Genomic DNA, 17,450 nt, shown 5'->3' with positions numbered 1-17,450 from the left:
TCAATCCCTTCGTCGGGGGGACGCGGCGACCTCGTCGGCGACGAGCTCGTCGAAGTCCCGGGACATGGCGGCCCGGTCCGCGGGACGGCCGGTGATCAGCTCGAAGGCGTCGGCGGCCTGGTTGACCGCCATCCCGGCCCCGGTCAGGACCCGGCAGCCCCGCGCGGACGCCGTGCGCACCAGCTCGGTGAGCAGGGGCCGGTAGACGATGTCGGCGACCCAGAGGTCGTCGTCGAGGAGCTCCGGGTCGACGGGCGAGCCGGGATGGGCGGCCATCCCCATCGGGGTGGCGTTCACCAGCCCGGACGCCGCCCTGGTGAGCCGGGGCAGCTCGGCGGGCGCACCCGTCGCGAGCCGGAGGCCCGGCCGATCCCGCAAGGACCGCACGAGCCGCTCCGCGCGTTCCGGGTCGGCGTCGACGACCCACAGGGCGGAGAGCCCCATCCCGGCGAGCGCGTGGGCCACCGCGGTGCCGGCACCGCCCGCTCCCACCAGCACGACCCGGTCGAGCGCGGCGCCCGCGAGCCCGTCGGCGACGGCCGCGGCGAAGCCGGTGACGTCGGTGTTGTGCCCGCGGGTGCCCCCGGGCCCCACCAGGATCGTGTTGATCGCCCCGATGGCGGCCGCCTCGGGGGCCAGCTCGTCGACGACCGCGGCCATGGCCTGCTTGACGGGGTGGGTGACGTTCAGCCCGTCGAAGCCCAGCTCGACGGCGTGCGCGAGCAGCCCGCGCAGCTGCTCCCGGTCGAGCTGGGCATCGGAAAGCTCCACCGTCCGGTAGGTGTAGCGCAGCCCCTGCCGCGCCCCTTCCCGCTCATGCAGCTCGGGGGAGAGCGACGGGCCGATGCCCTGGCCGAGCAGCCCGGCCAGGTACGACGTGCGCCGCACATCGCTACTCACAGCCCCAGCGCCTTCGGCAACCAGAGGACCGCGTCCGGGAAGGCGATGATCAGGACGACGATCACCAGGAACGGCACGATGAAGGGCAGCGACCCCCGGAACACCTCGTTGACCCTCGTCCGCGCGACCGAGCTCAGCACGTAGAGCACGGTCCCGACCGGTGGGGTCAGTAGCCCGATCATCAAGGTCACGATCATCAGGACGCCGAGCACGATCGGGTCGACGCCGAACCCGGCACTGATCGGCAGCAGGATCGGCACCACCAGCACGAGCACCGCGGTGGCGTCCACGACCGTGCCGAGGATCAGCATCAGCACGGCCGTGATCACCAGGAACATCGTCGCGTCCCCGGTGAAGCCGAAGATGCTCTCGGTCAGCAGCTGCGGAACCCGCTCGCGCGCCAGGATGTGGCCCAGCAGCGCGGCGGACGAGACGATCAGCATGATCGCCGCGGTGGTCACGACCGTCTCGGTGAACACCCCCGGCAGGTCCCGCAGGCGCAGCGTCCGGTAGGCGAAGCAGAGCACGAGCATGTAGGCGGCCCCGACCGCGGCCGCCTCGGTGGGGGTGAAGGCGCCGGTGAGGATCCCGCCGAGGATGACCACCGGCGCGCCGAGCGGGGCGATCACGCGCTTCCCCGTGCTGAGCACCCGTTGCATCGAGAACTCGGTCGGCACGATGCCGGCCTGGCGGCGCACCTGGACGAACACCACGATGCACAGGCCCAGCGCCATGAGGAGCGCCGGAATGACCGACGCCGCGAACAGGGCACCGGTCGAGACGGCCGCGAGACCCGCGAAGATCACGGCGGGGATGCTCGGCGGCATGACCGGAGCGATCAGCGCCGCGGCACCGGTGACGCCGAGGCCGAACCGCAGCGGGTAGCCGTTGCGGAGCATCGCCGGGATCTGGACCTTCCCGAGCGCCGCCGCGTCGGCGACCGCCGAACCGCTCATCCACGAGAAGCCGAGGCTGACCCCGACGCTGACGTACCCGAGCCCACCGCGGACCCGCCCGAGCACGGCGAGGGCGAAGTCGAACAGCATCTCGGCGATCCCGCCGCGGTTGGCGACCACGCCCAGCAGCACGAACAGCGGCACGGCCAGCAGGGGGAAGCTCGCGGTGGCGTTGACGATCAGCCGCAGGCTCAGGCCCAGCGACTGCCCGGTCGCCCACATGTAGGCCAGCGACGGCCCGAGGAAGGCGAACGCCACCGGGACGCGCAGGACCAGCAGCAGCACGATCCCGAGGCTCAGCAACAGCAGACTCATGCCGGCTCCTCGGACCGGGCGAACCCGATCGCCGCCACGACGCCCCGCACCGCGGTGCTCAGGAAACCGAGGAACGGGAACAGGTACAGCCACGTGAGCGGCATGCGCAACGACGGGGACCGCAGGCGCCCCTGGGAGACCATCAGGTCCCACGCCTCCAGCGCGAACGCCGCGCCGACCGCGGCGACCGTCAAGGCCGCGACCACCCGCACGACCCGCACGACGACCGGGTTCCTGATGCCGTCGACCAGCTGCAGGGCGATGTGCGAGTCGCTGGTGACCAGCACCCCGGCCACGGAGATCGTGAGCCACACGAGGCCGAAGCGCGCGAGCTCCCCGGTCCACGGCCAGCCGGACACGGGCAGGTAGCGCTGGGTGGCCTGCACCAGCACCAACAGGAAGATGAGCACGAGCGCGGCGGCGCCGATGGCCAGCTCCAGCCGCGTCACGAAATCCACCCACGGCGCCCATCTCCGGCGCTCGGGCGCGCTATCGGACATCTCGGCCCAGGTCCCGGCCCATCGACCCGCCCTTCCGGCATCGGTGCCAGCGATCTCACGTCGGTCGGACCGTAAGTGGCGGCCGGATGGCTGGCAAGCGGTTGCCAAGGTTGCCAAATAGCCGTCATCCGACTGTGATGGACACGTGGGCGATGGACACGTGGAAAACCCGACCATCTACGACGTCGCACGGGCCGCGGGCGTCGCGACGTCCACTGTGTCGCGCGTCTTCGGCAAGCCCGGCCGCATCGCCGCGGCGACGAGGGACCGCGTGCTCGAGGCCGCCCGCGAGCTCGGCTACCAGCCGAACCCCCACGCGCGGGCGCTGACCTCGAACCGGACGCAGACGATCGCGATGGTGGTCTCCGACATCACCAACCCGCACTTCTTCGAGCTGATCCGCGGCGCGGAGATGCGGGCCAAGGCCGCCGCCTACACCTTGGTGCTCGTCAACGCCGAGGAGTCCACGCGGATGGAGCTCGAACAGGTCCGGCGCCTGACGAGATCCGTCGACGGGTTCCTGCTGGCCGCGAGCCGGCAACCGGACGAGAAGCTCGTCGAGCTGGCGGCGGCGCACCCGGTCGTCCTCATCAACCGCCAGGTGGAGGACATCGCGAGCGTGGTCCTCGAACCATGGGAGGGCTGCCGGCAGATCGTCGCCCACCTGGCCTCGCTCGGGCACACCTCGCTCGTCTACCTCGCCGGCCCGACCAACTCCTGGATGGCCGCGAGCCGGTGGGCCGGGCTCCGCGACGCCGCGGCGGAGCTCGGGATGAGCGCGCTGGGAACCGGCCCGTACACCCCGACGGTGGAGAGCGGCGGAGCCGCTGCCGACGCGGCGATCAGGACGGGAGCCTCCGCGATCGTCGCCCACAACGACCTGCTCGCCATCGGCGTGCTCCGCCGCCTCGCGAACCGGTCCGTGCGGGTGCCGGAGGACGTCAGCGTGGTCGGCTTCGACGACATCTTCGCGGCCGACCTGTGCACGCCATCGCTCACCACGCTCGGCGGCACGCACACCAACGTCGGGCGCGCGGCGGTGGAGATCCTCCTCGAGTCGGTCGGCCACCCCCGAGGCAGCCGGCCGACGCCGCAGATCGTGCTGCCTTCGCAACTCGTCATCCGCGGGTCGACCGGTCCGCGATAGATCCCCGGAGGGTCCTCGATGAGCACGCCGCCACGCCGCTCGATCGCCACCGTGTGCCTGTCCGGCACGCTCGAGGACAAGGTCGCCGCCGCGGCCGCGGCCGGGTTCGACGGGATCGAGGTGTTCGAGCCCGACCTGATCGCATCCCCCTGGTCGCCCGCCGACCTGGCCGCCCGGTGCGCCGACCTCGGCCTGACCATCGACCTCTACCAGCCCTTCCGGGACCTCGACTCGACCGACCCGGACCGCTTCGCCCGGAACCTGCGCCGGCTGGAGCGCAAGTTCGACGTCATGGAACGCCTGGGCACGTCGACGGTGCTCGTGTGCTCCTCCGTCGCCGCCGATGCCGTGGCCGACCCCGGGCGCCTCGCGGAGCAGCTGGCCGCGGCCGCGGAGCCGGCCGCCCGGCGCGGGCTGCGGATCGCCTACGAGGCCCTCGCGTGGGGCCGGCACGTCAGCACGTGGGAAGGCTCGTGGGAGGCCGTCCGCCGCGCCGGCCACCCGGCCCTCGGGCTGTGCCTGGACAGCTTCCACGTGCTCTCCCGGGGCGGCGACCCCGCCGGGTTCGCCGGCATCGATCCGGACAAGATCTTCTTCCTCCAGCTGGCCGACGCCCCGCACCTGCACATGGACGTCCTGCAGTGGAGCCGCCACCACCGCCTCTTCCCCGGCCAGGGCGCCTTCGACCTGCCCGCCTTCCTCGCGCACGTCCTCGACGCCGGCTACCCGGGACCGCTCTCGCTGGAGGTCTTCAACGACGTGTTCCGGCAGGCCGATCCGGCACGCACGGCCGTCGACGCCATGCGCTCCCTGCTGTGGCTCGAGGAGCGGGCGGCCACCGAGCGGCCCGACCTCGGCCTGCCGAGGCGCCCGGCGGCGCCCCGGCTCACCGGCCACTCGTTCGCCGAACTGGCCGTGGACGGCATCTCCGGGCCCCGCGTCGGCGACGTCCTGGCCCGGCTCGGGTTCGCCCACACCGGGCAGCACCGCACGAAGCCCGTCCAGCTGTGGGAGCAGGGAGGCGCCCGGATCCTGCTGAACGCGTCGGTCGTGCGGCCCGCGGCGGCCGGGGTGGCCGAGGTCGCCGCGCTGGGCCTGGAGAGCGAGGACCCGGCGGGCTCGGCGCAGCGGGCCACGTCGCTGCTCGCCCCGGTGCTCCCCCGCGCCCGCGGCGTCGCCGAGGCCGACCTCTCCGCCGTCGCGGCCCCCGACGGCACCCAGGTCTTCTTCACCCGCACCGTCGCCGACGGCTGGCCCGCCGACTTCCTCCCGACCGGGGTGCCCCGCGACGGCGGCGCCGGGATCACCGGGATCGACCACGTGGGCCTCACCCAGCCGTTCGACTCCTTCGACGAGGCGGCGTTGTTCTACCGGGAGGTACTCGGGCTCGGCCCCGAGGCGGTCACCGAGATCCCGGCGCCGTTCGGCCTGGTCCGCGACCGCGCGGTGACCGACGCCGGGCGCTCGGTGCGCCTGACCCTGACGGCATCGCTGCTGCGCCGGGGCGGGTGGTCCCCCGGCGTCCCGGCACCCCAGCACGTCGCGTTCGCCACCGGCGACATCGTCGCCGCCGCGCGTGCGCTGCGCACGGCGGGCGCCCCGCTGCTGGAGGTCCCCGCCAACTACCACGACGACCTCGACGCCCGCTTCGACCTCGACCCGGCCCGGCTCGCCGAGATGCGCGACCTCGGGCTCTTCTACGACGAGACCGGCTCAGGGGCGTACCTGCACCTCTACTCCGAGGTGCTCGGCGGGCGGGTCTTCTTCGAGGTCGTCCAGCGGATCGGCGGCTACGACGCGTACGGGGCACCGAACGCACCCGTCCGGATGGCCGCCCACCGTCGGGCCCGCCTCGCGATGGCCCCGATCGGCTGAATCCCCGGCCCGACCGGGTGCTCGGCCCGGCCGGACCACCGGCCTGCGACGTACGGTCCGCGCGCGGACGGGGTCGGCGGCGAAGGGGGAGTGCGATGACCACCTTCAGCAGGCGGCAGGTGCTCGCCGCCGGCGCCGCCGCGGTCGGGGCGGCGTCGTTCGGTGCGGCGGCGTTCGCCGCGCGCAGCGAGACCGCGAGCGGAACGACCCAGGAGCCCCCCGGCGTCCCGGAGGAGACGACGTCGCTCGACCAGCTGTACGCCGAGGCGCTGCAGGAGGGCGGCCCGCTCGTCGTGTACGCCGGTGGGGACACCGCGAACCAGCAGGACGCCACCGAGCAGGCGTTCCGGTCCCGCTTCCCCGGCATGCAGCCCACCACGGTGGTCGACTACAGCAAGTTCCACGACGCCCGCGTCGACAACCAGGTCGCCACCGGCGTGCTGCTCCCGGACGTGGTCCAGCTGCATACCCTGCACGACTTCCCCAGCTGGAAGGAGGAGGGCCTGCTGCTGCCGTACAAGCCCGCCGGCTTCTCGGCCCTCCACGACGGGTTCAAGGACCCCGACGGCGCGTGGGTGGCGACCGCCGTGATCGCCTTCAGCTTCATGTACGACAGCGCGAGCGTCGGTGGCGCCGCCCCCAGAACACCGCCTGACCTCGTCGACCCGCGGTGGAAGGGGAGGATCGCGTCGGCGTACCCGCACGACGACGACGCCGTCCTGTTCCTGTACCGGCAGTACGTCTACGAGTACGGCTGGGAGTGGGCGGCCCGGCTCGCCGCGCAGAACGTCCACTTCGCCCGCGGCACCCACACCCCGGGCGCCGCGGTGGCCGCGAGGCAGAAGGCCATCGGCATCGGTGGCCCGGGGACACCGAGCCCGGCGGTGGCGTCCACGACCCGCTGGGTCGCCACCGACGACATCCCGTTCCTGGCCTGGGGCCAGCGCGCCGCGATCCTCGCCGGCGCCGAGCACCCCGCTGCGGCGAAGCTCTACCTGAACTGGCAGCTCTCCACCGACGTGCAGCACGCCGCGTCCAACGGCTGGTCGGTGCGCACGGACATCCCCCCGGCCGACGGGCTGAGGCCGATCTGGGAGTACCCGAACGCCCACGTCGACCACTTCGTGGAGTTCATGGCCGACCGCGCCGAGGTCGAGCGCTGGCGGCAGTCCTTCGCCCTGTACTTCGGTGAGGTCCAGGGCCCTCCGACCACCGGCTGGCTCGGACTGCACCCGAGCCGGCCGATCATCTGAGGGCGTGCACCGTCACGCCGGCTCGGCGTGCACCCGGCTGCGCGCCTCCGCCGCCTTGACGATGATCTCCGTGCAGTCCTCCGTGGAGATCCGCGTGCTGTCGAGCACGAGGTGGTAGTGCTCCGGGCCGCCCGCATCGGTGCGGTAGAAGTGCCGCACGTAGGACTCGCGCGCGCTGTCGTTGCGGGCCATCGCGTCCCGCGCCTCCCGCTCCCCGACCCCCAGCAGGCTCATGGCCTGCCGGACCCTGCGCTCCGGGTCGCCGTCCAGCCGCACGTGCAGCGCCGTGTAGTGATCGCGCAGCACGATCGCGGCCGCCCGGCCGAGGATCACCCCACCGTGCTCCCGGATCCCCGCCCGGATCACGCGCTCGGTGCAGGCGTGGAAGTGCGCGTCGGGCAGCAGCGCGCCCGGCGGCGGGCTGACCCCGATCATCCAGTCGGACGAGGCCGGGGCGGCGGCGGTCAGCATGCGCGTCAGCCAGCCCTGGACGTGCTCGTCCCGGTTGAAGGCGTCCTCGACCGGGATGCCGAGCTCGCTCGCCACGGCCCTGGGAATCGCGCGGTCCAGGAACGGCACGCCGAGCTTCTCGGCGACCGCCGGGCCGATGAACGCACCGCCGGACCCGTAGCTGGCGGAGATCGTGACGACGTGCCGCATGGCTGGGCCTCCGTCCTGAGAAAGTCCTGAGACCAGGTGCGACAACGTTAGAACAAACGGTGCCGGATGGCAGCAGAAGACGTCCCCCACTCGGACGAACCTCGGCTCAGAAGGGCCGGAAATCCTCCGGAGCGCCGGACCGTCGCCCCGCCTCGATGTCGGGCGACAGGTCGCGCTGGTGGGTCGGGGTGATCAGCAGTTCCTCGATCACCGCCCGCTGCGGCAACGACGCGGCGAGCAGCACGGCGGCGGCGACGTCCTCCGGCATGAGCATCGTGGCGCGCTCCCGCGCCGGCGGGGGCAGCGGCCGGTTGTCCAGGATCGGGGTGTCGACCTCTCCGGGCAGGATCGCGGTGGCCCGGACGCCGTCGTTGCGGTAGGACGCGTTGAGGTAGTGCATGAAGTTGACGACGCCGGCCTTCGCCGCGGCGTAGGCCGGCCCGCTGAGCAGGCCGGGTCGCAGCGCCGCGTTCGACGACACGGTGATCACGGTGCCGGCACCGCGGTCGAGCATGTCCGGCAGCACGGCCCGGGTCAGGGTGAACACGCCGCTCAGGTTGACCCGCAGCACGGCGTCCCAGTCGTCGTCGGACATCCAGCGGGCGTTGCGCACCTTCGAGGCCGACCCGGCGACGTTGACCAGCACGTCCACCGGACCGACGCGCTCGCGCACGCCGTCGACGAGCGCGGCCACCTGCTCCGGGTCGTCGACGGCGGCGGGCGCGACGTGCGCGGTGCCACCCGCCGCGGCGATCGTCGCGGCTACCTCCTCGAGCAACCCCCGCCGCCTGCCGACGAGGACCGTGACCGCTCCCTCGGCGGCCAGCGCGACCGCCGTGGCCGTCCCGATGCCGCTTCCCGCGCCGGTGACCAGGCAGATCTTGTTCTTCAGCGTGCTCATAGTTTCCTCCACCTAGCATCGCCCGCATGGCCATTCGAGCAGATCACCGCACGGTGAACCGCCGGGTACTGGCTATCGTCGTTGGAGTGATCATCCTCGTCGGTGGGCTGTTGTGGCTGGTTCTGGGCGTTCTCCGACCCGAGCCACCCACCACCCCGAGCGCGATCGACCTGCAGGGCTGGAAGCTCACGCTCCCCGAGGAGGGCAAGGGCGGCAAGGCCGCGGAGGTCGAGCCGGCCGCCGTCACGGACCCCTGGCTGACCGCCGGGCCCGACGGCAGCCTCACGTTCTGGGCTCCGGCCGCCGGCGCGACCACCAAGAACTCCAAGAGCCCGCGTACCGAGCTCATCAGCCTCAACGATTTCTCCGCCGGCACGGACCAGCGCAGCCTGACCGCTTCGCTCGCGGTGTCCCAGGTGCCGACCGACTCGAAGGACATCATCATCGGGCAGGTCCACGGCTCCGACGACATCAAGTCGGTGCCGTACGTGATGCTCCACTACAAGGACGGGGACATCGAGGCGGAGGTCAAGCAGAAGCAGAAGGGGGACGAGAAGCAGACCTTCCCGCTGCTGTCCGGGGTGCCGCTGAACGACCGGTTCGACTTCACGATCAGCGACGACGGCAACGGCTCGATGACGATCAGCGCGACCCACGGCGGCGACACGAAGCAGGCCACCGCCCCGGTACCCGAGGAGTTCCAGGGGGAGACGGTCCGCTTCCAGGTCGGCGACTACCAGCAGGCCGAGTCCGGTGAGGGTGACGACGACGGCGGCCGCGTCACGTTCTACGCGATCAACGAGCGCTGATCGAGCGGCAGCCCGCGCGCGCAGGCCACCACCGAGTCGGCGGCCTGCAGGCCGACGCGGCGCATCGCCTCGACGGTCTGCCCGCCGCAATGCGGCGTCAGGGTGACGTCGGCGCGCAGCAGCGGGCTGCCCGCGGCGAGCGGTTCCTCGTCGAACACGTCGAGGCCCGCCCCGGAGAGGAGCCCGCGGTCCAGCGCGTCGACCAGCGCGGACTCGTCCACCAGGCCGCCCCGTGACGTGTTCACGAGGACCGCGCCACGCCGGACGGTGGCCAGCGCCCGCGCGTCGATCAGGCGGCGGGTGGCGGGCAGCAGCGGGACGTGCAGGGAGATGACGTCCGACGCGGCGAGCAGCTCCGGCAACCCGACCAGCCGGACGCCGAGCTCGAGCGCCGCCGGCTCGACATGGGCGTCCTGGTCGGTGGCCAGGACCGTCATGTCGAACGCGGCGGCCATCCGGGCCACCCGGCGGCCGATCCGCCCGAACCCGACGACACCCAGCGCCTTCCCGTCGAGCTCCTGGCCCACGGCTGCCCGCCGCGCCTGGTCCCAGCGGCCCTGCCGCACCCCGGCGTCGGCGGCGGCCACCCGGCGCACGACGGCGAGGATCAGCGCGAGCGCGTGCTCGGCCACGGACACCGCGTTGGCGTCCGCGGTGACCGTGACGGCGACGCCGCGCTCGCGGGCCGCCGCCAGGTCGACCGTGTCGTAGCCGGCGCCGTGTCGGGCGATGATGCGGAGGTGGGGCGCGGCCTCGATCCGGGCCCGGTCCATCCGGTCGCTGCGCAGGAGCACGGCGTCGACGCGCCCGGCCACCTCCTCCCACGGCACCCCGACCGCGACGTCACCCACCTCGCGCAGCCGGTCGCACGCCGCGTCGTCGATGGGGCGGGGCACCCAGGTCAGCCAGCTCGTCATCGGATCGGGACCGCGTTCGCGGCGCGCTTGGCGACCTCGCCCGCGGCGATCTCCTCGGCGCGGGCGAGTACCTCGGCCGCCCGCTCCCGCGGGACGACGACGACCCCGTCGCGGTCGCCGACGACCGCGTCGCCGGGGTGGACGACGACCCCGCCGATTGCCACCGTGTCCAGCAGCTCGAACGGGCCGGTCTTGAACGGGCCCGCGGGGGTCTGCCCGCGGCTGAAGACCGGCATGCCGAGCGCCTCGAGCTCGGCGATGTCCCGCGCGGCGCCGTCGATGACGAACCCGGCCAACCCCCTGGCCACCGCCTTGATCCCGATCATCTCGCCGATGAGCGCCCGGACGGTGGCGCCGTGCCCGTCGACGACCAGCACGTCGCCCGGTGCCGTCGCCTCGAGCGCCTCGTGGACGGCGAGGTTGTCGCCCTCCCGCGTCCACACGGTGAAGGCGGGGCCGGCCACCGCGGCCCCGGGCCACCGCGCCTGGACGGCGTCGTCGACGCAGCCGCGCCGGCCCATCGCGTCGCTCAGGACCGCGGCGCCGAACCGGGAGAGGCGGGCGACGAGCTCGGGGTCGATCCGGGGGAAGGACGCCATCTCAGCCACGGTGACCCACCCGCCGCTCCGGCTGCCCCGTGTAGGCGGGCAGGCTCGTGCGCGGGATCGGGCCCTTGTTGCGCAGACCCGACCCGCTCTCCTCCCACGCGTGGGCGAGCGCGCCCACCGACCGGGACAGCACGAAGAGGCCCCTTCCCAGCTCCGGCGCGAAGCCGAGCTCGCTGAAGACCACCGCGGTGGCGCCGTCGATGTTCATCGGGATCGGGGCCAGCTGCCGCTCGATCTCCAGCGCGACCCGGTACGCGTCCCCGGCGACCACCCCGTCGGAGACCGCGCGCTCGACCGCGGCCATGAGGGGGTCGCGGCGCGGGTCGACCGGGTGGAACCGGTGCCCGAAGCCGGGCACGTGGACCCGCCGCGCCTTCAGGTCGGCGAGGGCCGCGCGGACCGCGTCCGTCGGGGCGCCGTCCTCGGCCTCGATCCGGGCCAGCAGCTCCATCAGCTGTTGCCCGGCCCCGCCGTGGACGTCCCCGAGCACGTTCACGCCGCTGGCCATCGCGTTGTTGATGCCGACACCGCACGTGGCCGCCATCCGGGCGATCGCGATCGCCGGCGACTGCGGGCCGTGGTCCACCCCCGCGACGAGCGCCCGCTCGAGCAGCCGCGCCTGTGCCGGCGACGGCAGGTCACCGCGCAGCAGCAGCCAGACGACCTGCGCGAACGACGCCTCCTCGATGAGATCGGCGACCGGGTAGCCCCGGAGGCGGATCACGCCGGGGGTGATGTCGCTGATCGCGGTGGCCCACCACCGGGACGCCGGGTCGTGGTCGTCCCTGGTGGCCTGTCTCGACATCAGATGATCCCTTCCTCGCGCAGCCGCGCGATCTCGTCGCCTGCGTAGCCCAGGCCGCCGAGGACCTCGTCCGTGTGCTCGCCGAGGCGCGGCGGGCGCCGGTCCGGCGCCGACGGCGCGCCGTCGACGTGCACCGGGCCGCCGAGCAGGCGCACCGTGCCGTCGGCCGCCGCGGGCGACGGCAGCTCGGCGACCAGCCCCCGCGCCTGCACCTGCTCGTTCGACAGCGCGTCCGCGACGGAGACGACCGGCGCGGCCGGCACCCCGGACCCGAGCAGCACCGCGTCCCAGTGCTGGGCGGAGCGCTCGCGCAGCGTCGTCTCCAGCTCGGCCCGCAGCACGTCCCGGTTGGCCTTGCGCAGCTCCCGCGTGCGGAACCGCGGGTCGGCCACCAGCTCGTCCCGCCCGAGCACGGCGCACAGCGTCTCCCACTGCTCCTGCTTGTTCGCGGCGATGTTGAGCGCACCGTCGGCCGTGTCGAAGGTGCCCGACGGCGCCGCGGTGCGGTTCTCGTTGGCCATCACGGTGGGCGCCACCCCGGCGACGAGCTGGTCGGAGACGACCCACCCCATGGACGTCATGGCGGTCTCGAGCATGGAGACGTCCAGGAACGCGCCCTCGCCGGTGCGGCCCCTGCGCACGAGCGCGGCGTTCACGGCCATCGCCGCCGCGAGCCCGCCCATGGAGTCGCAGATCGGCGCGCCCACCCGCAGCGGCGCCGTCTCCGGCGTGCCGGTGACGCTCATCAGGCCGGACAGCCCCTGGATGATCTGGTCGTACGCCGGGCGGCCCCGCATCGGGCCGGTCTGCCCGAACCCGGAGATCGCGCAGTAGACGACGCCCGGGTTGATCGCGCGCAGCGCCTCCCAGCCGAACCCGAGCCGCTCCATCACGCCGGGCCGGAAGTTCTCCAGGACGACGTCGGCGCCGCGCACGAGCCGGGTGAAGATCTCCGCGCCGCGGGGCGCCTTCAGGTCGAGGGTGATGGACCGCTTCGCCGAGTTCTGCGCCAGGAACGACACCCCGAGCAGCTCGTCGCTGAGGTCGGGATCGGCCCCCAGCCTGCGGGCCAGGTCGCCCCCGCGCGGGTTCTCGATCTTGACGACGTCGGCCCCGAGCAGGGCGAGCTGGTAGCCGGCGTACGGGCCGGCGAGCACGTTGGTGAGGTCGAGGACCGTGACGCCCTCCAGCAGGTGAGCGCTCACCGCACGCCCTCGCTGTCGCTCGGGCGGCGCTTCGCGCAGGCGCTGTGACATTGGTTCGCTCCGCAAGCTCCGCTCACAGGAGCGCCTCCACGCTGCCGATACCGCGCTCCGAGAGCCGCTCCGCGGCCGCCCGCAGGCCGTCCAGGCCGGCGGCCAGCACGTCCCCGGCGAACCGCGAGCTCGGCCCGCTCATGTTCAGCGCCGCGATGACCCGGCCGTCCCGACCCCTGATCGGCGCCGCCACCGCTGCCGCCCCCACCTCACGCTCCCCGTCCGACCGCGCCCAGCCCCGCACCCCCGCGGCCGCCACCTCGCGCAGCAGCGACACCCGCCCTTCCTCGTCGACGGGCAGCCGCTCGACGAGCTGTGGCCGCGCGATGAGCAGGACCTTGCTCGCCGCACCGGCCCAGAGCGGCATCGGTGCTCCCACCTCGACGACGTTGCGCACCGTGTGCCGGCCCTCGTGCTGGGCGATCGCGATCCGGTTGAGGTCCTGCCGGACGTAGACGCACACGGTCTCGTTGTGCTCGCGCACCAGTCGCGCCATGATCGCGTGGGTCTCCTCGTCCACGCGCCACAGGCCCTCCGCCGCCCGCACCCACGACAGCATCGCCGCCCCGAGCGAGTACTCCCCGTCCCGGACCGCCACGACCACGGAGCGCCGCTGCAGATCGGCCAGCAGACGGACGACGGTGGTCTTCGGCAGCCCGGTCTCCTCCACGATCTCGCGGAGTGGCAGCACCGGGGGCCGCCGCGTCAGCAGGTCGAGGATCCCGAACGCCCGCCCCACGCTGCGTACCTGTGGTTCGGCGGCGGCTGGCATGGCGGGACGGTAACACGAAAAACCATCTATCGGTTTCTCTGGACCACAGGATGGTTCGGTGTCTACAGTGTCGCCGCACGTCGCTGACAAGGGAGACAGGTATGACGTCGATCCGCACCCGGCTCATTCGGGCGGCCATCACCCTCGGGCTGGTGGTCGCGGCCACGGCGTGCAGCCCTCCCGGCTCGCCGGGCACCGGCAGCCAGGACGCGGGCACGTACCCGAGCGGGCCGGTCACGCTCCTGGTCCCGGCGGCACCGGGTGGCGGGTGGGACTCCACGGCCCGCTCGCTCCAGCAGGTCGTCACCGAGGCCCACCTGACGGACCAGTCGGTCGAGGTCGTCAACCGCGAGGGCGGCGGCGGGGCCACCGGGCTCGCCCAGATCACCGGCCAGGACAGCGGCGACCCCAACACGCTGATGCTCGGTGGGCTCGTCATGATCGGCGCCCTGGTGCAGGCCGACTCGCCGCTCAAGGTCACCGACGCCACGACCATCGCGACGCTGACCTCGGAGACCGAGGCCTTCGTCGTCCGCAAGGACTCCCCCTTCACCTCCATCCAGCAGGTGGTCGACCAGTACGCGGCCGACCCGACGTCGGTGATCTTCGGCGGCGGCTCGGCGGGCGGCTCCGACCACATCGCCGCCGGCCTGCTGCTGAAGGCGGCGGGCCAGCAGCCGGCCGGCCTGAAGTACGTGGGCTACGCGGGCGGTGGCGAGGCGACCGCGGGCATCCTCTCCGGCGACGTCGAGGTGGGAATCTCGGGCCTCTCGGAGTTCGTCGGCCAGATCGAGTCCGGCGACATGCGGCTGCTGGCCGTCAGCTCGGACGCGGGTGACGTCGCGGGGCAGCCCGCACCGACGCTCCAGGCCGCCGGGTACGACGTCGACTTCGTCAACTGGCGCGGGCTCTTCGCCCCGCCCGGGATCTCCGACGAGCAGAAGGCGGCGATCACGGACTTCGTCACGAAGATCCACGACAGCTCGCAGTGGTCGGACATCCTGGCCAAGCGCGGCTGGGCCGACGACTTCCGCACCGGCGACGAGGCCGCGGAGTTCGTGCGCTCGCAGAACGACACGGTCACCGGCACCCTCCAGGAGCTGGGGCTGTGACCACGCCCGACGCCGACGAGGCCACCCGGCCCGCGGCGTCATGGGCGCAGCTGGCGTTCGCCGCGGCGATCCTGCTGCTCGGTGTCGTCGTCCTCACCCAGGGGCTGGGTGTCCGCGGTGACCTGAGCCCGCAGGGGCCGCGCTTCTTCCCCACCGCACTCGGTGTCCTGTGGCTCGTCCTCGGCGTGCTCTACCTGGCGAGCCGGATCCGGGTGGTCGCGAGCGGCGCACCGGACGAGAGCACCGAGCGGCTCACACACGTCAAGCGGCTGGCGGTCCTCGCGGTGCTGCTCGTGGTCTACGTGTACGTGCTCTACCCGCTGGGTTACGTCCTCAGCACGGCCCTGTTCTTCATCGGGGCCGCCGCCGCGCTGGGGTCCACCCACCACCGGCGGGACGTGGTCGTCGGCGTGCTGCTCAGCCTGGCGGTGTACTTCGTCTTCTCCCGGCTGCTCGGGATATCACTGCCATCGGGGGTGCTCCCCCTGTGATCCTCGACGACCTCCTGGGCGGCTTCGCCACCGTCCTGACCCCGGGCAACCTGCTCTTCGCCGCGCTCGGCGTCACCCTCGGCACCCTGGTCGGCGTGCTGCCCGGGATCGGCCCCGCGGTGACGATCGCGCTCCTGCTGCCGGTGACCTTCCAGATGGACGAGCCGGCCGGGGCGTTCATCCTGTTCGCGGGCATCTACTACGGCGCGATGTACGGCGGTTCCACCACGTCGATCCTGCTCAACACCCCGGGCGAGTCGGCGTCCGTCGCGACGGCCATGGAAGGCCACCTCATGGCGAAGGCCGGGCGCGCCCGGCAGGCGCTCGCCACCGCGGCCATCGGCTCGTTCGTCGCCGGCACGATCTCGACGCTGCTGCTCACCGTCGTCGCGGTGCCCCTGGGCCGGCTGGCCAGCACCGTCACCGCAGCGGACTACGCCGCGCTGATGGTGCTCTCCCTCGTCTCCGTCACCGCGCTCGTCGGGCGCTCGATGGTGCGCGGGCTCCTGTCCCTCGCGCTGGGGATGACCATCGGGATCATCGGCCTCGACGCGCTGTCCGGGCAGCCGCGGCTCACGTTCGGCCAGCCGGTGCTCTTCGACGGCATCGACGAGGTCACGCTGATCATCGGCCTGTACGCGATCGGCGAGACGCTCTACGTCCTGGTCAAGGGGCGGACCCGGCCCGGCAGGCTCGCCGAGCTGCCGCCGCCGGAGAAGGGCAGCATCGGCTGGATGAGCCGCGAGGACTGGCGCCGCTCCTGGGCGCCGTGGCTGCGCGGTGCCTCGTTCGGGTTCCCCTTCGGCGTGCTGCCGTCCGGCGGGGCGGAGCTGCCGACGTTCCTCAGCTACAGCTACGAGAAGCGCCGCTCCCGCGGGCGGGACGAGTTCGGGAAGGGCGCGATCGAGGGGGTGGCGGGCCCGGAAGCGGCCAACAACGCGTCGTTCTCCGGCGTGCTCGTCCCGCTCCTCACCCTGGGGCTCCCGACGTCCGCAACGGCGGCGGTCCTGATCGCCGCCTTCCAGATCTTCAACCTCCAGCCGGGACCCCAGCTGTTCGACACGTCCAGCGACCTCGTCTGGGCCCTGATCGCCTCGCTCTACATCGGCAACGTCATGCTGCTGGCCCTGAACCTTCCGCTCATCCGCGTCTGGGTGAAGGTCCTGCAGATCCCGCGGCCGGTCCTCTACGCGGGGATCCTCGTCTTCGCCACGCTGGGGGTCTTCTCGGTCTCCGGAAACCCGATCGACATCCTCATCGCCTACGGCATCGGCGCGGTCGGGCTGGCCCTGCGCATGTACGGCTTCCCGATCGCCCCGGTCATCCTCGGCGCGATCCTCGGCCCGAACCTGGAGAGCCAGCTGCGCCGCGCCCTCACCGCGTCCAACGACGACTGGTCGGTGTTCGTGACCCGGCCGCTCTCGGCCGTCATCCTCGCGCTCGCGCTCGCCGCCTTCCTGCTCCCGCACGCGCCGCGGTTGCTGGCCCGGGCCCGCGGCCGCCGGACCGACGTCAGCCGGCTCGCCGTGGGGGACGAGGACTGAGCCCCGGCGATGAGTTCCGCTCGCCGCCCGAGTCACCTCCCCATGACCGAACACGAGCCCACCGCCGCCACGAACCTCGACCACTACGGCAACGAGGCCCTGCCGTGGAGCAGGGCACGCGACGTCCTGCCCGAGAGCTTCACCAAGATGGAAACCCCGGTCTTCCTCGGCACCGCGAGCCCGGACGGCCGCCCCCACTCCTCCGGGATCGGGGCGGCATGGCACGACGGCGAGATCTACTTCACCAGCGGGCCCGGCACCCGCAAGTCCCACAACCTGGCCGCCAACCCGGCCTGCACGATCTCCGTGCGCATCCCGGGCCTCGACCTGACGATGGAAGGCGAGGCTCACCGCGTCACCGACGTCGGGACCATCGAGCAGCTCGCCGCGCACTACGCCGCAGAAGGCTGGCCCGCCGAGTCCGACGGGGAAGGCGGGCTCACCGCACCCTTCAGCGCACCCAGCGCCGGGCCGCCCCCGTGGCACCTCCACCGCTTCACGCTCCGGACGGCCGTCGGTGTCGCCACCGCCGCACCGGACGGCGCCACGAAGTGGACCTTCTCCTGACGGGCCGTGTGCATGATCAGATCGACGCCACGTGTCCCTGAGGCGACGGCGAGGCCCCTGGT

The 17,450-nt window shown here is 73.1% G+C and carries 18 protein-coding genes; 8 read left to right on the top strand and 10 right to left on the bottom strand.

Annotated elements, in window-relative coordinates:
* Genes ACU436_RS34430 through ACU436_RS34420 form a run of 3 tightly spaced genes read right to left on the bottom strand, consistent with a single transcriptional unit; the run spans position 1 to position 2,620 of the window.
* Complete coding sequence (locus ACU436_RS34430; protein WP_459031246.1) at positions 1 to 900, bottom strand: shikimate dehydrogenase; 900 nt, start codon at positions 898 to 900, stop codon at positions 1 to 3.
* Positions 897 to 2,171, bottom strand: a complete 1,275-nt coding sequence (locus ACU436_RS34425; RefSeq protein WP_459031245.1) for a TRAP transporter large permease — start codon at positions 2,169 to 2,171, stop codon at positions 897 to 899. Before ACU436_RS34425 ends, ACU436_RS34430 begins: the two co-directional genes overlap by 4 nt.
* Positions 2,168 to 2,620, bottom strand: coding sequence for a TRAP transporter small permease (locus ACU436_RS34420; RefSeq protein ID WP_459031244.1), 453 nt, complete (start codon positions 2,618 to 2,620; stop codon positions 2,168 to 2,170). The genes ACU436_RS34425 and ACU436_RS34420 overlap by 4 nt, the downstream gene beginning before the upstream one ends.
* 211 nt (positions 2,621 to 2,831) lie before the next feature.
* On the opposite strand from ACU436_RS34420, the gene ACU436_RS34415 reads away from it, so the two are divergent.
* The 3 genes from ACU436_RS34415 (at position 2,832) to ACU436_RS34405 (ending at position 6,946) form a co-directional block, all read left to right on the top strand.
* Complete coding sequence (locus ACU436_RS34415; protein WP_459031243.1) at positions 2,832 to 3,818, top strand: LacI family DNA-binding transcriptional regulator; 987 nt, start codon at positions 2,832 to 2,834, stop codon at positions 3,816 to 3,818.
* Positions 3,819 to 3,836: 18 nt separating this feature from the next.
* Positions 3,837 to 5,693 carry a bifunctional sugar phosphate isomerase/epimerase/4-hydroxyphenylpyruvate dioxygenase family protein gene (locus tag ACU436_RS34410; protein WP_459031242.1) on the top strand — a complete coding sequence of 619 codons (1,857 nt, stop codon included), beginning with the start codon at positions 3,837 to 3,839 and terminating at the stop codon, positions 5,691 to 5,693.
* Positions 5,694 to 5,788: 95 nt separating this feature from the next.
* Complete coding sequence (locus tag ACU436_RS34405) at positions 5,789 to 6,946, top strand: ABC transporter substrate-binding protein (protein ID WP_459031241.1); 1,158 nt, start codon at positions 5,789 to 5,791, stop codon at positions 6,944 to 6,946.
* 12 nt (positions 6,947 to 6,958) lie between these two features.
* On the opposite strand, the gene ACU436_RS34400 is transcribed toward ACU436_RS34405, so the two are convergent.
* Together ACU436_RS34400 and ACU436_RS34395 are read right to left on the bottom strand one after the other, a co-directional pair.
* A complete protein-coding gene (locus tag ACU436_RS34400; protein ID WP_459031240.1) occupies positions 6,959 to 7,606 on the bottom strand; it encodes a cytidylate kinase-like family protein in 648 nt (215 codons plus the stop codon).
* Between the two features lie 106 nt (positions 7,607 to 7,712).
* Positions 7,713 to 8,507: an SDR family NAD(P)-dependent oxidoreductase gene (locus ACU436_RS34395; RefSeq protein WP_459031239.1), complete on the bottom strand. Its 795-nt coding sequence runs from the start codon at positions 8,505 to 8,507 to the stop codon at positions 7,713 to 7,715.
* A gap of 86 nt (positions 8,508 to 8,593) precedes the next feature.
* On the opposite strand from ACU436_RS34395, the gene ACU436_RS34390 reads away from it, so the two are divergent.
* The gene (locus ACU436_RS34390) at positions 8,594 to 9,316 is read left to right on the top strand and encodes a polysaccharide lyase family 7 protein (RefSeq protein WP_459031238.1); all 723 of its coding nucleotides are present in this window, start codon (positions 8,594 to 8,596) and stop codon (positions 9,314 to 9,316) included.
* On the opposite strand, the gene ACU436_RS34385 is transcribed toward ACU436_RS34390, so the two are convergent.
* The 5 genes from ACU436_RS34385 to ACU436_RS34365 all read right to left on the bottom strand — a co-directional run bounded on the left by ACU436_RS34385 (position 9,295) and on the right by ACU436_RS34365 (position 13,674).
* Positions 9,295 to 10,233, bottom strand: coding sequence for a hydroxyacid dehydrogenase (locus ACU436_RS34385; RefSeq protein ID WP_459031237.1), 939 nt, complete (start codon positions 10,231 to 10,233; stop codon positions 9,295 to 9,297). The two genes, ACU436_RS34390 and ACU436_RS34385, sit on opposite strands and share 22 nt — an antisense overlap.
* Positions 10,230 to 10,832: an RraA family protein gene (locus ACU436_RS34380; protein ID WP_459031236.1), complete on the bottom strand. Its 603-nt coding sequence runs from the start codon at positions 10,830 to 10,832 to the stop codon at positions 10,230 to 10,232. Before ACU436_RS34380 ends, ACU436_RS34385 begins: the two co-directional genes overlap by 4 nt.
* Before the next feature lies 1 nt (position 10,833).
* Complete coding sequence (locus ACU436_RS34375) at positions 10,834 to 11,646, bottom strand: citryl-CoA lyase (protein ID WP_459031235.1); 813 nt, start codon at positions 11,644 to 11,646, stop codon at positions 10,834 to 10,836.
* The gene (locus tag ACU436_RS34370; protein WP_459031234.1) at positions 11,646 to 12,851 is read right to left on the bottom strand and encodes a CaiB/BaiF CoA transferase family protein; all 1,206 of its coding nucleotides are present in this window, start codon (positions 12,849 to 12,851) and stop codon (positions 11,646 to 11,648) included. Before ACU436_RS34370 ends, ACU436_RS34375 begins: the two co-directional genes overlap by 1 nt.
* Before the next feature lie 73 nt (positions 12,852 to 12,924).
* Positions 12,925 to 13,674: an IclR family transcriptional regulator gene (locus ACU436_RS34365; protein WP_459031233.1), complete on the bottom strand. Its 750-nt coding sequence runs from the start codon at positions 13,672 to 13,674 to the stop codon at positions 12,925 to 12,927.
* 101 nt (positions 13,675 to 13,775) lie between these two features.
* On the opposite strand from ACU436_RS34365, the gene ACU436_RS34360 reads away from it, so the two are divergent.
* Genes ACU436_RS34360 through ACU436_RS34345 form a run of 4 tightly spaced genes read left to right on the top strand, consistent with a single transcriptional unit; the run spans position 13,776 to position 17,388 of the window.
* Complete coding sequence (locus tag ACU436_RS34360) at positions 13,776 to 14,786, top strand: Bug family tripartite tricarboxylate transporter substrate binding protein (protein ID WP_459031232.1); 1,011 nt, start codon at positions 13,776 to 13,778, stop codon at positions 14,784 to 14,786.
* On the top strand, positions 14,783 to 15,277 hold the full coding sequence (locus ACU436_RS34355) for a tripartite tricarboxylate transporter TctB family protein (protein ID WP_459031231.1): 495 nt from the start codon (positions 14,783 to 14,785) through the stop codon (positions 15,275 to 15,277). Before ACU436_RS34360 ends, ACU436_RS34355 begins: the two co-directional genes overlap by 4 nt.
* Positions 15,274 to 16,821, top strand: coding sequence for a tripartite tricarboxylate transporter permease (locus ACU436_RS34350; RefSeq protein WP_459031230.1), 1,548 nt, complete (start codon positions 15,274 to 15,276; stop codon positions 16,819 to 16,821). The genes ACU436_RS34355 and ACU436_RS34350 overlap by 4 nt, the downstream gene beginning before the upstream one ends.
* Before the next feature lie 42 nt (positions 16,822 to 16,863).
* The gene (locus ACU436_RS34345) at positions 16,864 to 17,388 is read left to right on the top strand and encodes a pyridoxamine 5'-phosphate oxidase family protein (protein ID WP_459031229.1); all 525 of its coding nucleotides are present in this window, start codon (positions 16,864 to 16,866) and stop codon (positions 17,386 to 17,388) included.
* Positions 17,389 to 17,450: the final 62 nt, after the last annotated feature.

It is taken from the genome of Pseudonocardia wallangbongensis, from assembly GCF_054486945.1.
This window is presented reverse-complemented; position numbering and strand designations above follow the sequence as displayed.

Bases quoted from the DNA above. Each gene is read 5' to 3' on its own strand.
- ACU436_RS34380 (WP_459031236.1), bottom strand. From the start codon at position 10,832: ATGGCGTCCTTCCCCCGGATCGACCCCGAGCTCGTCGCCCGCCTCTCC.
- ACU436_RS34345 (WP_459031229.1), top strand. From the start codon at position 16,864: ATGACCGAACACGAGCCCACCGCCGCCACGAACCTCGACCACTACGGC.
- ACU436_RS34375 (WP_459031235.1), bottom strand. From the start codon at position 11,646: ATGTCGAGACAGGCCACCAGGGACGACCACGACCCGGCGTCCCGGTGG.
- ACU436_RS34400 (WP_459031240.1), bottom strand. From the start codon at position 7,606: ATGCGGCACGTCGTCACGATCTCCGCCAGCTACGGGTCCGGCGGTGCG.
- ACU436_RS34425 (WP_459031245.1), bottom strand. From the start codon at position 2,171: ATGAGTCTGCTGTTGCTGAGCCTCGGGATCGTGCTGCTGCTGGTCCTG.
- ACU436_RS34385 (WP_459031237.1), bottom strand. From the start codon at position 10,233: ATGACGAGCTGGCTGACCTGGGTGCCCCGCCCCATCGACGACGCGGCG.
- ACU436_RS34360 (WP_459031232.1), top strand. From the start codon at position 13,776: ATGACGTCGATCCGCACCCGGCTCATTCGGGCGGCCATCACCCTCGGG.
- ACU436_RS34365 (WP_459031233.1), bottom strand. From the start codon at position 13,674: ATGCCAGCCGCCGCCGAACCACAGGTACGCAGCGTGGGGCGGGCGTTC.
- ACU436_RS34395 (WP_459031239.1), bottom strand. From the start codon at position 8,507: ATGAGCACGCTGAAGAACAAGATCTGCCTGGTCACCGGCGCGGGAAGC.
- ACU436_RS34405 (WP_459031241.1), top strand. From the start codon at position 5,789: ATGACCACCTTCAGCAGGCGGCAGGTGCTCGCCGCCGGCGCCGCCGCG.
- ACU436_RS34410 (WP_459031242.1), top strand. From the start codon at position 3,837: ATGAGCACGCCGCCACGCCGCTCGATCGCCACCGTGTGCCTGTCCGGC.